Origin of the sequence: Rickettsia sp. MEAM1 (Bemisia tabaci) (genome assembly GCF_002285905.1) — a bacterium.
In the GTDB taxonomy this organism is placed as follows: Bacteria; Pseudomonadota; Alphaproteobacteria; order Rickettsiales; family Rickettsiaceae; genus Rickettsia.
In genome coordinates this window covers 133,519-149,994 of record NZ_CP016305.1, presented here as the reverse complement: position 1 = coordinate 149,994, position 16,476 = coordinate 133,519, and the positions used below count along the sequence as shown (strand labels likewise).

Below are 16,476 nucleotides of genomic sequence, written 5' to 3'. Positions count from 1 at the left end.
CCCGCTACAAGCTCGCGGGATGACAATTAATAATCATATGAAAAAAACTTTAAAAATAATATTTTTTGTATCTATTCTTGCTGTATTAACTTATAGCGTATTGTGGTTTGCAATCCTATTTTCCTTATCAAATTCTATAAATCAAAAATATTCTGATACCTATCTTAATATCGATGATTCTAAGCAATATTTTGTTAAATTTTCTAAAGCTAAGCCTTATGGTTTTCCTTTTAAATTTGGTGTTTCAATTATTAATTGGCAAGAAGAAAGCATTAATAGAAAAATCGAATTTAACTCACCTATAAATATTGGTTATGATTTATTAAAGCAGCAAATATTTATAGATTTTTCAGGAGAGGCAGTTGGCAGATTTAAACCAACCCAGAGAGGTTTTGGAGTAAAGTTTTATAACGATAATTGTATATTATCCGCAAAAATGCCTTTAAGTTTTAGGTTATTTAAAATAATAGAAGAGAAAAAAGATTTTTTTGAAATAGTAAATTTTATAGAAGATGTTAAATTTACTTTAAATAAAGCAGAAATTTTTGATTTAGTAGATAATAAAAAGCTATATGAAGAGGATCATACTCTATTTACTTTAGCATTTGATAAGAGTAAGTATTATACAAGTAAACAAGATTTTCTTGATAATATACCACAAAAATTAGAAATTAATTATGATACAGAAATAATACAGAGTGATCTTGAAGATAGAATAATTCCGGCAGGGTTGTTATTATATAGACTAGCATGGCATAATAACTTTAAATTTTCAGCTAATTTTTTAGTTACTGCGGGTAACTCAAATTTTAAGGACTTTGCTAAAGACCTAACAATTAAAATTACTAATGCACAAATAAATAGTAATAGTTTTGAAAATAACATTAATGTACTATATAAAGGTAAGTTAGATGGTTTAGGTAATAATAATGTTAGTCTTTTGATAGATTCAAAAATTAAGCTAAAGCAAGACTCTATAACAAATTTCTTAAGTTTTATAAGAAAATATTATGACAGGCAAAACTATCTGCTGACAATTTCAGATAATGAGTCATATAAAAATTTAAACTCTAAACTAAGCTATATTTTAGATAATAATCAGCAGTTTGATTTTAGTATTTTGGAAAACCGAGAATATAATTTTAAATTAAATGCTAGTTTATTTACTGAGCTGAATAATTTAACTAGAGCTCAAATAAATGCTCTAAGTTTGTATTCAAATAGAACAGGGTTTAATATAACAAACGAAACATTAGTAAGTATATTTAAAGATTCTTATAGTAAGGGTGATATTATAACCAATAATTATCCTAAAATAATGGAAGTGCTAAGCTCTTATATATATAAAAATCTTTCGGAAGAAAGTAAAGAAATCTATAAAAATGCTTTTATATCTTTTTTTAAAACTATTTCCGATCACCCAAATTCTTCTAACTTAATTGATGTTAGTTTTGAATATAATTTTGATTTATCAGATTTAAATAAAACTAAAATAGGCACTATAGATGATATAAATAAAATTCTACCTTTATATTATTTGTCTTTATACCAAGCAGCAGTAAAAGAAGTTAAAGCAGGTGATAATTTAAAAGAAAAAATCATGGAGCTAATACTGGATTTTAAAGAACATAAAAAAATACCAGAAAAATGTATGCTACCAGGGTTTCAAGATATTAATGAAACTATGTGGCAAGAGATTACAAAATAATGGATATTATAGTAAAAATACAGCAAGATTTAAAAGATGAAGTAACACAGTTAAATAACTTGATTATTAGCTGTTTAAAAAGTGATGAAGAGTTAATAGAGAAAGTCGGTAAATATTTACTGGAAGCAGGTGGCAAACGAATTCGTCCGCTATTAACTATCATAACTGCTAAAATGTTTGATTATAATGGTGATAGTCATATAAAGCTTGCTAGTGCCGTGGAATTTATTCATACAGCAACATTACTTCATGATGATGTAGTAGATGACAGTACGCTCCGAAGATTTAAGCCAACTGCTAACGTTATTTGGGGAAGTAAAACAAGTATTTTAGTCGGTGATTTTCTTTTTAGTCAATCATTTAAATTAATGGTAGCTTCTGGCTCTATTAAAGCCATGAATGTTTTAGCAAAAGCTTCAGCGATAATTTCAGAAGGTGAGGTAGTACAGCTAGTTAAGCTAAACGAGCGTCGTCTTATAAATATAGAAGAATATCAGCAAATAGTTAAGTCTAAAACTGCTGAATTATTTGGTGCTTCTTGCTCTGTTGGAGCTATCATAGCAAATCAGAGTGATGATATTTCTAAAGATATGGAAGAGTTTGGAAGATTGCTTGGCACTATATTTCAGGTTATAGATGACCTGCTTGATTATCTTGGTAATGATAAGCAGGTAGGAAAGAACATCGGTGACGATTTTTTAGAAGGGAAAGTTACATTACCGCTAATCTTCTTATATGACAAATTAGAGAAAGAGGATAAAGCCCATCTTAAAAATATGATAAAGTCAGATAATCGTACTAAGGAAGAATTTGTGCAAGTATGTGATTTGATGGTAAAGCATAAAATTAGTAAGGATATTATAAATCATCTGAATAGCTTAGAAAATGAAGCTATTAGCTTGCTTAACAAAATCCCCGTTCAAAATGTTTATAAAGAGTATTTATTTTCTATTATTAGGTTTATTTTGGATAGGTCGTATTAGACTGTGTCATTCCGCGTGCTTGTAGCGGGATCTTATATCACAGACTGTATCCTGAGATACCGCGGTCAAGCCGCGGTATGACACTGGTCCACAATAATATCTCTAGTAATTTCCAAAATTTCAATATAAGATAAAAACGAAAATAAAAAAGGTGTTAATATGGAATATGCATTATTAATTTTTAGTATCATAGCTATTTTGGTTATAATACAAATGGTTAAAGTTGTGCCTCAGCAACAAGCTTGGGTAGTAGAGAAATTAGGGAAGTTTGATAAGGTATTGCAACCTGGATTGAATCTATTAATTCCAGTAATTCAAAGAGTAGCATATAAACATACGTTGAAAGAAGAAGCGATAGATGTTACTGCACAAACTGCTATTTCAAACGATAACGTAACATTATCTATTGATGGGGTTTTATATGTAAAAATCATTGATCCGATGGCAGCTTCTTACGGTGTTAATAATCCTTATTACGCTATAACTCAGCTTGCACAAACTACTATGCGTTCGGAAATTGGTAAATTACCTTTAGATAGAACTTTTGAAGAACGTGAAACTTTAAACGTTGCTATTGTTGCAGCCATTAACCAAGCAGCGATAAATTGGGGCATACAATGTATGCGTTATGAGATTAAAGATATCCAGCCACCGCAATCTATTCTGAAAGCTATGGAGTTGCAAGTAGCAGCGGAACGTCAAAAACGTGCACAAATTCTAGAGTCTGAGGGTAATAGACAAGCAAAGATTAACCATGCAGAAGGGGAAAAAGCACAAATAGTTCTAAATTCGGAAGCTTCCTATACTGATCAAGTTAATAGAGCAAAAGGTGAATCGGAGGCGATTGGTTTAGTTGCAACAGCTACAGCTAAAAGTATTGAGACTATAGCATCAGCAATGCAGAAAACTGGTGGTAGTGAGGCGGTATCTCTAAAAATAGCCGAGCAGTATATTAATGCATTCGGTAATTTAGCTAAAGATACTAATACAATAATTTTACCTGCAAATCTTTCAGAGCCAAGTAGTTTTATTACTCAAACTCTAGGTATATTTAACCAATTAAAAACTTCTTCAGAAAAGAAAGAAAGTAAATAAAATTTGTGAAGATTTATTGTTGTAATAATAATTAGTTTTATATATCATAATCAGGTTGTTAACTAAAAAGGTGAGAATATGCTAAAAAATGAGAATGTTTGTGAAAATATGAAAGTATTTGTTGGCAAACCTGCTCCAGATTTTACAGCTACAGCAATTATGCCTAATAATAATGTAGAAAGTGAATTTACTCTTAGTCGTTATGCTAAAGGACATAAAATTATATTGTTCTTCTATCCTTTGGATTTTACTTTTGTATGTCCATCGGAAATTATAGCATTTCATAATAAACTTGGTGAGTTTACTGAAAGAAATACTAAAGTAGTGTCAGTTAGTGTTGATTCGCATTTTAGCCATTTAGCTTGGAAAAATACTCCTCATAGCAAAGGTGGACTTGGACAGGTTCAATTCCCAATGGTTTCTGATCTTAAAAAAGAAATTTCTTCAATGTATAACGTGCTTAATGATGGTGGTATTTCATTACGTGGTACTTTTTTAATAGATGAAGATTTTGTAGTGCGTCATATGTTAGTTAATGATTTGCCAATCGGTCGTGATATTAATTATACACTGAAAGTAATTGATGCATTAGCTCATAATCAAAAACATGGTGAAGTTTGCCCAGCAGGTTGGCATAAAGGTGAGGAAGCTATTACTCCATCGCATGAGGGTATAGCACATTACTTAAGCTCACATGCAGAGAAACTATAGTATAGGTGTGTCATCCCCGCGTAGGCGGGGATCCAGCATAAAGCGAGATAAATCGAGCTTTTATTCTTAAGATTTTACTGTATTATACCTTTTATTACTGGATTCCCGCTTTTGCGGGAATGACACCAATGCCATGTAACAACGTCCATAGGCGGGGATGACATAACCACGGGATAACAATAATCCACAATACCAAATAAACTTTACCTAATGCTAAAAGAACTATTTTCTGCTCCTACTTCTAAAATATCTTATGATCTTGAAACAATTAATATTTTACGGCTTATTAGGAGTGAAAATGTAGGACCTAACACTTTCTATAGCTTAATAAAGTTATTTGGTGATGCAGCAACTAGCATAGAAAATATTGGGGATTTTTTACTAAGGGGTGGAAAATCAAAGCCGATTAAGATTTTTAGTAAAAGTGATGCTGAGAAAGAATTAGAACTGCTTAAAAAAAATAATGCTAAACTTATCACATATAAATCTCTAGAATACTCACGATTATTATTTGAAATTTATGATCCCCCGCCAGTATTAAGCTATAAAGGTAATATAGATTTACTAAATCATCATAAATGTATTGCGATAGTTGGAGCTAGAAACGCCTCAGCAAATGGGAGAAGCTTTGCTCATAAAATTGCTGCCGAGTTAACAGAACAGGGGTATGTAACTGTTTCAGGCTTAGCAAGAGGAATAGATAGCAGTGTACATCAAGCAGCAACTTCTAAAACTATTGGAGTTATTGCTGGTGGTATTGATCATATATATCCACCAGAAAACAAAAAATTATTTGAAAATTTGGCAGAAGAGGGGTTGATAATAGCTGAATTACCAGTAGGATCTACGCCCCTTGGTAAGCATTTCCCGCAACGTAATAGAATAATATCTGGTCTTGCTCTTGCTACAGTAGTAATAGAAGCGAGCCTAAAATCTGGCTCTTTAATTACTGCAAGATTTGCTCTTGAGCAAAACAGAGAAATTTTTGCCGTGCCAGGTTTTCCTTTAGATCCAAGATGTCAAGGTATAAATAAACTTATTAGACAAGGTGCATATTTAGTAGAATCGGTTAATGATATTGTAGCTAATTTGCCGCAATATGAAGAATTTATCAAGAAAGATGAAAGCTTATTTAAAGATTTTGCTGAGTTAGATGCTAATTTTAAACCACTAAATACAATGCAGATAAAAGAACCATCAGAAAAAGAGCGTGCTGCTGTTATAGAATTATTATCTACGGTACCTATAGATTTTGATTATTTGCAAAAAATGACGGAATTACCGCTGCATATTATATATACAATAATATTAGAATTAGAGCTTGCTGGTAAAGCAATGCGACACCCAAGCAATAAAATATCGTTAATTTATACTGCTGATAAGTAAAAATAGTTGTTTTTATAATAAAATTATACAAATTAGATAAGTATATAATAAATAATAATAATTGATGAAATTAGTAATAGTAGAATCGCCAGCAAAGGCAAAAACAATAAATAAATATTTAGGTGATGAATTTAAAGTTATTGCCTCATTTGGTCATATTAGAGATCTTCCATCTAAAAAAGGTTCTGTAATACCTGATGAAAATTTTTCAATGAAATATGATATTTCAGAGAAAGCAGGTAAATATGTGGATGCAATAATTAAAGATGCAAAAAAAGCTGAGTCAGTATATCTTGCAACCGATCCAGATCGTGAGGGTGAATCCATCTCATGGCATATTGCAGAAGTAATTAAAGAAAAAAATAAAGTCAAATCCGATGATTTTTTTAAGCGAGTAGCATTTAATGAAATTACCAAAAAAGCAATTACTCATGCTATAGAAAATCCGAGGAAACTTGATAATAATTTAGTAAATGCTCAGCAAGCACGAAGAGCTTTAGACTATTTAGTCGGTTTTACACTTTCACCTCTCTTATGGCGTAAGCTTCCTGGTTGTAAGTCAGCAGGGCGTGTACAGTCTGTAGCACTTCGTTTAATATGTGAACGTGAAGATGAGATAGAGCGATTTAAATCGGAAGAATATTGGGATATTAGCCTTAAAATGCTAAATAGTAATAATGAGCTATTTACCGCTAAATTAACTCATATAAACGACCAAAAGCTAGAAAAGTTTTCGATTACTAATGATAAAGAAGCAAAAAATTTAACCGAAAAGCTTAAATCTCAAAATTTTCATGTCGATAAGATAGAAAAGAAACAGCAAAAACGTCAACCACAACCGCCTTTCATTACTTCATCTCTGCAACAAGAAGCCGCACGAAAATTAGGTTTTAGTGCTAAAAAAACCATGCAAATAGCTCAAAAGCTGTATGAGGGTGTAGATATCGGTAAGGAAACTATCGGGCTTATTACTTATATGAGAACTGATGGCGTTACCTTATCAAACGATGCGGTAGATGAAATACGTAAATTAATAAATAAGGATTATGGCGATAAATATTTACCAAGCAGTCCTCGTATTTATAAATCGAAAGTAAAAAACGCTCAAGAAGCTCACGAAGCTATAAGACCGACAAATATTAACTATACCCCTAATGATTTAAAGGAAAAGCTAGAGAAAGATTATTATAAGCTTTATGAATTAATTTGGAAAAGGACTATAGCCTGCCAAATGGAAAATGTCATAATGGATTTAGTAAATGCAACCTTAGCTTCAGAAAATAAGGAATATTTGGCAAGAGCAAATGGATCAACTATAGCTTTTGATGGATTTTATAAAGTCTATCGCGAAAGTATAGACGATGAGGCTGAAGAAGAAAATAAGATGCTGCCGCCTTTAAAAGAACAAGAGCATTTGAAAACTAAAGAGATTGTTCCAAATCAACATTTCACCGAACCACCGCCACGATATTCAGAAGCTAGCTTAGTGAAAAAGCTTGAAGAGCTTGGAATTGGTCGTCCATCAACTTATGCTACTATTTTATCAGTTTTACAAGATCGTAAATATGTGACGTTAGAGAAAAAGCGTTTTATGCCTGAAGAGCTAGGGCGTTTGGTGACAGTATTTTTAGTTGGTTTTTTCAAAAAATACGTTGAATATGATTTTACAGCAGGGCTTGAAAATGAGCTAGATGAAATAGCTGCTGGCAAGCTTGAATGGAAATCTGCTTTAGGCAATTTTTGGAATGGCTTTAACCATAATATAGAATCTGTAAGTAAGCAAAACATTACAGAAATTATTAGCTATGTACAGCAAGCTCTTGATTATCATATATTTGGAGAAAATAAAGACTCTAAAGTTTGTCCCTCATGCAAAACTGGTGAGCTAAGCTTAAAGCTTGGTAAATTTGGGGCATTTTTAGCGTGCAGTAATTACCCTGAATGTAATTTTAGAAAATCTATTGTTAGTGGTAATGATAATAATGAAGCTGATGGGGAGGCTAAAGATATTGTTAATGAAAACAAAGTTTTAGGCAAGGATAAAGAGGGAATAGAGATATATTTGAAAAAAGGACCTTATGGACCTTATATCCAATATGGTGAGCAAGTTGATAGCAAAATAAAGCCAAAACGTTCACCTTTGCCTGCTGGTTTAAATCAGAATGATATCACTCTTGATATGGCATTAAAGCTTTTGAGTTTACCGCTTAAAATAGGTATGCATAAAGATAGCGGTGAAGAAGTTTTAGTCGGGTATGGTAAGTTTGGTCCATACATAAAATATATGGGTAAATTTATTTCGATACCTAAAAAATATGATTTCTTAAATTTAAGTTTAGATGATGCAATGAAGTTAATTGAAGAAAAACCAAATGCAATTGCTGCTAAACAACCAAATCCTCTAAATATGGATGAGGTAACTAATCTTGTCGATAAAAAGATAAAAGTTAAAAAGACAAAAAAATAAGCAAAAATGACAAAAGTTATAACACGATTTGCTCCATCACCGACAGGTATGTTACATGTCGGTAATATAAGAGCAGCACTACTTAATTGGCTATATGCGAAGAAGCATGATGGACAGTTTATTTTAAGATTTGACGATACGGATCTAGAGCGTAGCAAACAAGAATATAAAGACGCTATTAGAGCAGATTTGAAGTTTTTAAACCTTAATTGGGATCAAACATTTAATCAATTAAGTCGTTTAAGTAGATATGACGAGATCAAAAAACTATTATTGGATAAAAAAAGATTATATGCATGTTATGAAACGCCAGAAGAGCTTGAGCTAAAGCGTAAATTTCAGCTTTCTAAAGGGTTGCCTCCTATTTATGATCGATCAGCCCTAAATCTAACAGAAGATCAGATACAAAAATATATAGAACAAGGACGAAAGCCGCATTATAGATTTTTAGTAAATCATGAGCCGATCACTTGGCATGATATGATCAAAGGCGAAGTTAAGTATGAGGGTAAGGCTTTAAGTGACCCGATAGTGATAAGGGCAGATGGAAGCATGACTTATATGTTATGCTCGGTTATTGACGATGTTGATTATGAGATCACTCATATTATTAGAGGTGAAGATCATGTTAGTAATACTGCGATTCAAATTCAGATGTTTGAAGCTTTAGATAAATATCCACCAACTTTTGGGCATCTAAGCTTAATCATTAATAAGGATGAAAAAATTTCAAAAAGAGTAGGAGGGTTTGAGATTGCAACCTTAAGAGAAGAAGTGGGATTAGAAGCGATGGCAATTGCTAGCTTCTTTAGTTTGCTTGGATCATCAGCACAAATTATCCCTCATAAAAAGATGGATGAGTTAGTAAAACATTTTGAAATAGGTAGCTTTTCTAAAAGCCCAACTATTTACCAGCCAGAAGATCTAGAAAGATTAAATCACAAATTACTAATAAGTCTAGATTTTAATGAGGTAAAAGATCGCCTTAAGGAAATAGAAGCTGAATATATTGATGAAAATTTTTGGCTGTCAGTAAGACCTAACTTAAAAAAATTATTTGATGCAAAAGATTGGTGGGAGATTTGTCATAAAACTCCAAACATAAAAGATTTGAATTTAGATAAAGAATATTTAAAACAAGCATCAGAGTTATTACCGGTAGGGGAAATAACAAACGAAGTTTGGAGCATTTGGACAAAGAAAATAGCGGATAGTACAGGTAAAAAAGGTAAAGAATTATTTTTACCGCTACGTCTTGCTCTAACAGGTAAAGAATCCGGACCCGAAATTGCTAAGGTGTTGCCCTTAATTGATAGAGAAGAGATAGTTAAGAGATTGAGTGTTTAATGTCCCGCGGAAGCGAGAATTAAGCATAAAGCGAGAGAAATCGAGCTTTTTGTATTTTTATTATTTTTCTGGATCTAGTTAGCAAGCCACGGGATGACAATTCACAAAACCTATTGCAACGATATACTATTTATGTTAGAAACGATGCGGAAATTAAAGTAAATTTAATTATGAAAATATTGATTTTAGGTGCAACCGGCATGCTTGGTAATAGCATGTTTAGGTTTTTGAGTACTGACAAAAATCTTGATGTTTATACGACAAGTCGGAGCAACTCAGCTCGTTCTTATTTTTCTAAAGAGTTAGCAGATAAAATAATTCCAAATGTAGATGTTGAGAATAACGATTCGTTAGTTGAAGTATTAAATAAAGTAAAGCCTAAGGTAGTAATAAATTGTATAGGGCTGGTAAAACAGCTTGCTGATGCAAATGATCCTTTAAAAGCATTACCGATTAATAGCTTACTGCCGCATAGGCTTGCAAGGTTATGTGAACTTATTAATGCACGTTTTATTCATATTAGCACTGATTGTGTATTTTCAGGAAAAAAAGGCAATTATAAAGAAAGTGATTTTCCGGATTGTTATGATTTATATGGTCGTTCTAAATTTCTTGGTGAGGTAGATTATCCACATGCTATTACGCTTCGTACTTCAATTATAGGTCACGAATTTTCAGGAAATAGAAGCTTGACTAACTGGTTTTTGAGTTCAGAAAGGTCAGTAAAAGGTTTTGAAAAAGCTATATATTCAGGTTTTCCGACTGTAGAGCTTGCAAGAATAATAAAGGATTTTGTGCTACCTAATAAAGAACTGCATGGTCTTTATCATGTTGCATCAAAACCGATTAATAAACTAGAATTGCTAAAGCTAATAGCGGAAATATATAATAAAAAAATCGATATTATTCCGTCAGATGAGTTAGTAATAGATCGCTCACTAGACGCTATGCGTTTTAATGAGATAACAGGTTATAATCCTCCTGAGTGGAGGGAGCTTGTGAAGCGTATGTGTGATTTTGGGTGATTTGTGTCATCCCGTGGCTTGTCTACGGGAACCAGAAAAAGCGAGATAAGTCGAGCTTTTAATTTTAAAAATTTGTTGTATTTATATTTTTTTTCTGAATTCCCGCCGTTGCTAAGAATGAAATAGAAGCCATGGGGATGATACAGTAGGCTTTGCCTCTCCTCCCAATGACACCAAAATAAATTAATAAAATAGGTATTTATAGATAATGTTTGTGGATAAAACTTTGTTGATTACTGGAGGTACCGGTTCATTTGGTAATGCGGTGCTTTCTCGTTTTCTAAAAAGCGATATTATTAACGATATTAAAGAAATTAGAATTTTTAGTAGGGATGAAAAAAAGCAAGAAGATATGCGTATTGCTTTAAATAACCCAAAACTCAAATTCTATATCGGGGATGTACGTAATTACAATAGCATTGATGACGCAATGAGAGGTGTAGATTACGTATTTCATGCTGCTGCTTTAAAGCAAGTTCCAACTTGTGAATTTTATCCGATGGAAGCAATAAATACGAATATTTTAGGTGCTGAAAATGTTTTAAGAGCCGCTACTAACAATAAAGTTGCAAAAGTTATAGTACTTAGCACTGATAAAGCCGTATATCCAATTAATGCAATGGGTTTATCTAAAGCGTTAATGGAAAAGATAACAGTAGCAAAAACACGTATGAATGTGAAAGATAAAACAGTGTTTTGTGTTACTAGATATGGTAATGTTATGGCATCAAGAGGGTCGGTAATTCCTTTATTTATCAATCAAATTAAGCAAAATAAGGATTTAACTATTACAGAGCCTTCAATGACGCGTTTTTTAATGTCGTTAGTTGATTCTGTAGATTTAGTTTTATATGCGTTTGAGCATGGTCGCCAAGGGGATATTTTTGTACAAAAATCTCCAGCTAGTACTATTGAAATACTCGCAAAAGGGTTACAAGTAATATTTAACAGTAAAAATAAAATACGTTTTATCGGCACACGTCATGGTGAAAAACATTATGAATCTTTAGTATCATCGGAAGAAATGGCGAAAGCCGAAGATTTAGGAAATTATTATCGTATTCCTATGGATGGACGTGATCTTAATTATGCAAAGTACTTTGTTGAGGGTGAAAAGAAAGTAGCACTTTTAGAGGATTATACCTCACATAATACAAAACGTTTAAATCTAGAAGAAGTCAAAGAGTTGTTACTAAATCTTGATTATATTCAAGAGGAGCTAAAAAATGCTTAAGGTAATGACTATTGTCGGTACTCGTCCTGAGCTTATTAAGCTGTGTTGTGTGATCTCTGAGTTTGATAAACATACCAAACATATTCTAGTTCATACCGGTCAAAATTATGCATATGAATTAAATCAGGTTTTTTTTGATGATATGGGAATCAGAAAACCAGATTATTTTTTAGAGGTTGCAGCAGATAATACAGCAAAATCTATCGGACTTGTTATTGAAAAAGTAGATGAAGTTCTTGAAAAAGAAAAACCTGATGCTGTGCTATTTTACGGTGATACTAATTCTTGTCTTTCTGCAATTGCTGCTAAACGTCGTAAGATTCCAATTTTTCATATGGAAGCAGGAAATCGTTGTTTTGATCAAAGAGTACCAGAAGAAATAAACCGTAAAATCATTGATCATATTAGCGACGTTAATATTACATTAACCGAGCATGCAAGACGTTATTTAATTGCTGAAGGGCTACTGGCTGAGCTTACCTTTAAATCAGGTTCACATATGCCAGAAGTACTTGATCGCTTCATGCCTAAAATATTAAAGTCAGATATTCTAGATAAATTATCACTCACACCAAAACAATATTTCTTAATTAGCTCACATCGCGAAGAAAATGTAGATATCAAAAATAATCTAAAAGAATTATTACATAGTCTACAAATGCTTATTAAAGAGTATAATTTCCCGATAATTTTTTCTACGCATCCGAGAACTAAAAAAAGGCTTGAAGATTTAGAAAGGTTTAAAGAGCTTGGAGATAAAATAAGATTTTTACCGGCTTTTAGTTTTACTGATTATATAAAATTACAAATGAATGCTTTTTGTATTTTATCCGATAGTGGTACTGTCACTGAAGAGGCATCAATACTTAATCTGCCGGCTTTAAATATCAGAGAGGCTCACGAACGTCCTGAAGGAATGGATGTCGGCACGTTAATTATGTCTGGTTTTAAGGCTGAGCGGGTATTACAAGCGGTAAAGACTATTACTGAAGAACATGATAACAATAAACGTTCGCAAGCTATAGTGCCTGATTATAATGAAGCAGGGCTTGTATCTAAGAAGATATTACGTATAGTTTTAAGTTATGTAGATTATATTAACCGCACAGTATGGCATAAGTAAATTGTATTGTGAGAGTGGTGTCATCTAGTTGCTTGTACCTTAGGTATCCAGAAAATAAATAAAAATACTAATATCATTAGTATTTTTAACTGGACTCCGTGAACAAGTCACGGGGTGACAATAGTGCAAATGATCCATGCAAGAATAACATAACATTCAAGTAAAATAATAGGTGAGTAATGAATACTAAAAGATTTTCACAGCAACAAATGAAAAATTTTGCAGAAGAAAGCATAAAAAAAATAATAAATGCAGAAAAAGAAAAAGAGTATTTTTTATCGCCTTTTAAACATTTAGTAATTGATAATTTCTTATCCTTAGAACTCGCTAAAAGCTGTTTAGACGATTTTCCGAATCCTAAAGAAAAGCAATGGGATATAGCGAATGATAAAGACATAGAAATTAAACAAAGATCAACTTGGAAATCTGAATTTGATATACCAGATGGCATTGTTGATACAATACGTTTATTTAATTCATCGGATATGCTTTATGCACTTGCAGAGCTTTTTGAAATTCCGAAACTTGTTCCTGATCCGTATTTTACTGGTGGTGGGCTTAATATAACAATGCCTGGTGGTTTGTTAGATGTGCATGTTGATGGAAATTATCATGATGCAACAGGTCTTAATCGTCGTATGAATGTTATTTTATATTTAAATCCTAACTGGCGAAAAGGGTGGGGTGGAGAATTTGGTATATATGATGAAAATGGTGATAAATGTGTAAAAAGAGTAGAGCCGCTTTTTAATCGTTTAGTTACCTTTGACACTCATGATAAAAGTTATCATGGTCTTCCTGATCCATTAAATTTTCCTGAAGGTGAATATCGTAAATCTATTATACTATATTATTATACTAAAGCTCCACGTGATGAACTAATGATATTATAAAAAAGCCACATAGAGCTTTATGGAAAAAGCATGATTTTACTGATAAAGACAGAAATCTTACTAGAAAATATTATTTACAGCAAGTTTAAAATGAAGATATTACAAGTAAATGGTTATGAGTCACCAGGGAGTCGTTTTCATGGTCTAGCTATTACACCTCTTTTAAAAGAATATAGCATAGATTCCAAACATCTGATTTGGAAAAGAGATACCAATAACCCTGAGGTGTTATCTTTTAGCAAAAAAGATCATATAATAAATAACTTTTTGTATGTAGCAGAAAATATTTTATCGTTGCAATCAATTTTATATCGTAATGCTTTACAAATGATAAAGATGCCTGAGTTTCAAGAAGCTGATCTTATACATCTTCATATTATTCATTCTCGGTTTTTTAGCATAAATCACCTACCTGAAATAACTAGGTTAAAACCAACAGTTTGGACTTTGCACGATCCTTGGGCAATGACAGGACGTTGCGTTTATCCAATGGGTTGCACCGGATGGGAAAAAAATTGCGGTGTTTGCCCTGACCTTAAAACCCTATTTCCAATGAGAGTAGACAATAGTAGATCTTTATTTGATAACAAACGAAAAATCTATGAAAAATCCAATTTTAATTTAATTGTAGCATCAAAATGGATGAAGAATATGGTTGATACTTCACCTTTATTTGATAAAGAAGTTAAGGTTCATCATTTACCTTTCGGTTTGGATTTAAAATTTTTCTCTCCTGATCATACTAAAAAAGCAAGAGAGCGTTTTAATATTAGCGATGATAAGATAGTGATTTGTTTCCGCTCGGAAGATACTCCTTTTAAGGGTTATCGCTATATTATGGATGCGTTAGAAAAGTTGGAAACTACAAAATCTATATGTCTATTAACAGTTGGTAGACATAATTTGTTAGAACGATTTAGAGGAAGATTTGAAATAATAGAACATGGTTGGACTAATGATGATGTTTTACTCCGAGATGTTGTAGCTGCTTCCGATATTTTCTTGATGCCCTCTGTTGCGGAAGCGTTTGGCGTTATGGCGATAGAAGCAATGGCATGTGGTAAGCCGATAATAGTTTTTGATGAAACATCATTACCTGAGGTAACTTTTGCACCTGATATCGGTATTTCTGTTCCAATGCGTGATAGTAATGCTTTATCAAATGCAATAAAGCATTTAATTAATAATCAAGGAGAACGTTTAGAACGAGGTAGTAAAGGAAGAAAGGCAGCTGAGTTACATTATAATCAAGATATGCATGTAAAGAACTTAGTAGATATTTATAAGGAAGTTCTGAATAAATGAAGATTTTACTTTTAACCGATATTCCTCCTTGCGATAATTATACTGCAGGGTTGGTATTAAAACCTTTAGTAAAATTTCTACCCCTAAATCAAATTGTTATATGTACAGTTTCACATTCGTCTTTAGAATTTAAAATACCAGAAGAATTAGATAAGATTCCTCATTTAAAATTATTCAAACCTAGTGAATCAGTTACAGGATTTAAAGGAAAGAAAATAAAAACTTTAATTTCTTATGGTATTGAGCTACTTCGTGCCTTAAAAGTAAAATATTTTTTACTTCCTAATATTATTAATTTTGCCAAAAAACATAAAGTTGATACTATATGGATTATATTGCAAGGTCAAACTATAGTTAGGCTAGCACGTCCTTTAGCTAAAAAACTTTCAGTTCCTTTATATACGCAGGTATGGGATCATTTTGAATGGCGGTTACGCAGTCATTATATTGATAAATATACCAGCAAAAGACTCTTAGAAGAATTTGATGAAGTACTCAAATATAGTACTTGTTGTGCTACCGCCTCTTGGGGGATGTCTAAGGAGTATGAAGCTAAATATAATATACCAACTATACCGATAATTGCTAGTTTACCTAAAGAATTAGCTAAATCTCCTGCTACTACTTCACATGAAGATAGAGATGTTTTTATAATTGCAATAGCAGGGCAGTTATATGCTCAAGATGCATGGATGAGTTTTATTAATGCGTTAAATGAGGCTAATTGGATAATAGGGGAAAAGCGTATTTTAGTCCGTATTATTGGACGTTCTGAAGTTTCTACACAAAAATCAGAAAATTTTGAATATTTAGGATGGCGTCCGCAAGAGGAAGCTATAACTTTATTATCAGATTCAGATCTTTTATATCTTCCATATTGGTTTTCAGAAGAATTTTATAAAGAATCATCTACTAGTTTTCCAGGAAAATTAGTTACATATTTTGCAGCCGGTAGACCAGTTTTTTGTCATGCTCCTGACTATTCCTCCCCAAGTAAATATATAGCAAACAATAATGCAGGATATTTATGTAATTCTCTTGTTACTGATAAAATAATATATGAGCTTGAAAAGGCAATAACCGATAGAGATTCTTATAAACAATTTGCTAAAAACGGGCATGATTGTTTTTTACAAGATTTTACTTTAGAATGTATGAGAGATAGATTTTTAAAATTTTTGAAATTAGGTAATTAGAGT

At 32.1% G+C, this 16,476-nt stretch carries 13 protein-coding genes; all 13 read left to right on the top strand.

Translation table 11 applies throughout. From position 1 onward, the window contains the following. The first annotated feature begins 37 nt into the window (after positions 1–37). Positions 38–1,708, top strand: a complete 1,671-nt coding sequence (locus tag BA173_RS00720; RefSeq protein ID WP_068041196.1) for a hypothetical protein — start codon at positions 38–40, stop codon at positions 1,706–1,708. Then, positions 1,708–2,691: a polyprenyl synthetase family protein gene (locus BA173_RS00715; RefSeq protein WP_016948380.1), complete on the top strand. Its 984-nt coding sequence runs from the start codon at positions 1,708–1,710 to the stop codon at positions 2,689–2,691. Before BA173_RS00720 ends, BA173_RS00715 begins: the two co-directional genes overlap by 1 nt. Before the next feature lie 159 nt (positions 2,692–2,850). Beyond that, a complete protein-coding gene (locus BA173_RS00710; protein ID WP_016948379.1) occupies positions 2,851–3,786 on the top strand; it encodes an SPFH domain-containing protein in 936 nt (311 codons plus the stop codon). 108 nt (positions 3,787–3,894) lie between these two features. Continuing rightward, positions 3,895–4,497, top strand: coding sequence for a peroxiredoxin (locus tag BA173_RS00705; RefSeq protein ID WP_068041209.1), 603 nt, complete (start codon positions 3,895–3,897; stop codon positions 4,495–4,497). 210 nt (positions 4,498–4,707) lie between these two features. Then, positions 4,708–5,883: a DNA-processing protein DprA gene (gene dprA, locus BA173_RS00700; RefSeq protein ID WP_016948377.1), complete on the top strand. Its 1,176-nt coding sequence runs from the start codon at positions 4,708–4,710 to the stop codon at positions 5,881–5,883. Positions 5,884–5,947: 64 nt separating this feature from the next. Then, complete coding sequence (gene topA, locus BA173_RS00695) at positions 5,948–8,350, top strand: type I DNA topoisomerase (protein WP_016948376.1); 2,403 nt, start codon at positions 5,948–5,950, stop codon at positions 8,348–8,350. Positions 8,351–8,356: 6 nt separating this feature from the next. Beyond that, a complete protein-coding gene (gene gltX, locus BA173_RS00690; protein ID WP_016948375.1) occupies positions 8,357–9,697 on the top strand; it encodes a glutamate--tRNA ligase in 1,341 nt (446 codons plus the stop codon). 170 nt (positions 9,698–9,867) lie between these two features. Further along, positions 9,868–10,722 (top strand): dTDP-4-dehydrorhamnose reductase family protein, encoded by an 855-nt coding sequence (locus tag BA173_RS00685; RefSeq protein ID WP_016948374.1) that lies wholly within the window; start codon positions 9,868–9,870, stop codon positions 10,720–10,722. Positions 10,723–10,930: 208 nt separating this feature from the next. Then, a complete protein-coding gene (locus BA173_RS00680) occupies positions 10,931–11,956 on the top strand; it encodes a polysaccharide biosynthesis protein (protein WP_068041200.1) in 1,026 nt (341 codons plus the stop codon). Further along, a complete protein-coding gene (gene wecB, locus BA173_RS00675) occupies positions 11,949–13,079 on the top strand; it encodes a non-hydrolyzing UDP-N-acetylglucosamine 2-epimerase (protein WP_016947740.1) in 1,131 nt (376 codons plus the stop codon). Before BA173_RS00680 ends, wecB begins: the two co-directional genes overlap by 8 nt. A gap of 179 nt (positions 13,080–13,258) precedes the next feature. Then, entirely contained in the window at positions 13,259–13,972 is a 714-nt protein-coding gene (locus BA173_RS00670; protein WP_068041202.1) for a 2OG-Fe(II) oxygenase, read from the top strand. A gap of 90 nt (positions 13,973–14,062) precedes the next feature. Further along, positions 14,063–15,277: a glycosyltransferase family 4 protein gene (locus BA173_RS00665; RefSeq protein ID WP_068041212.1), complete on the top strand. Its 1,215-nt coding sequence runs from the start codon at positions 14,063–14,065 to the stop codon at positions 15,275–15,277. Beyond that, complete coding sequence (locus BA173_RS00660; RefSeq protein WP_068041205.1) at positions 15,274–16,473, top strand: glycosyltransferase; 1,200 nt, start codon at positions 15,274–15,276, stop codon at positions 16,471–16,473. Before BA173_RS00665 ends, BA173_RS00660 begins: the two co-directional genes overlap by 4 nt. Positions 16,474–16,476: the final 3 nt, after the last annotated feature.

Coding starts and splice junctions, on each gene's coding strand:
- BA173_RS00720 (WP_068041196.1), top strand. CDS start 38: ATGAAAAAAACTTTAAAAATAATATTTTTTGTATCTATTCTTGCTGTA.
- BA173_RS00715 (WP_016948380.1), top strand. CDS start 1,708: ATGGATATTATAGTAAAAATACAGCAAGATTTAAAAGATGAAGTAACA.
- BA173_RS00710 (WP_016948379.1), top strand. CDS start 2,851: ATGGAATATGCATTATTAATTTTTAGTATCATAGCTATTTTGGTTATA.
- BA173_RS00705 (WP_068041209.1), top strand. CDS start 3,895: ATGAAAGTATTTGTTGGCAAACCTGCTCCAGATTTTACAGCTACAGCA.
- dprA (WP_016948377.1), top strand. CDS start 4,708: ATGCTAAAAGAACTATTTTCTGCTCCTACTTCTAAAATATCTTATGAT.
- topA (WP_016948376.1), top strand. CDS start 5,948: ATGAAATTAGTAATAGTAGAATCGCCAGCAAAGGCAAAAACAATAAAT.
- gltX (WP_016948375.1), top strand. CDS start 8,357: ATGACAAAAGTTATAACACGATTTGCTCCATCACCGACAGGTATGTTA.
- BA173_RS00685 (WP_016948374.1), top strand. CDS start 9,868: ATGAAAATATTGATTTTAGGTGCAACCGGCATGCTTGGTAATAGCATG.
- BA173_RS00680 (WP_068041200.1), top strand. CDS start 10,931: ATGTTTGTGGATAAAACTTTGTTGATTACTGGAGGTACCGGTTCATTT.
- wecB (WP_016947740.1), top strand. CDS start 11,949: ATGCTTAAGGTAATGACTATTGTCGGTACTCGTCCTGAGCTTATTAAG.
- BA173_RS00670 (WP_068041202.1), top strand. CDS start 13,259: ATGAATACTAAAAGATTTTCACAGCAACAAATGAAAAATTTTGCAGAA.
- BA173_RS00665 (WP_068041212.1), top strand. CDS start 14,063: ATGAAGATATTACAAGTAAATGGTTATGAGTCACCAGGGAGTCGTTTT.
- BA173_RS00660 (WP_068041205.1), top strand. CDS start 15,274: ATGAAGATTTTACTTTTAACCGATATTCCTCCTTGCGATAATTATACT.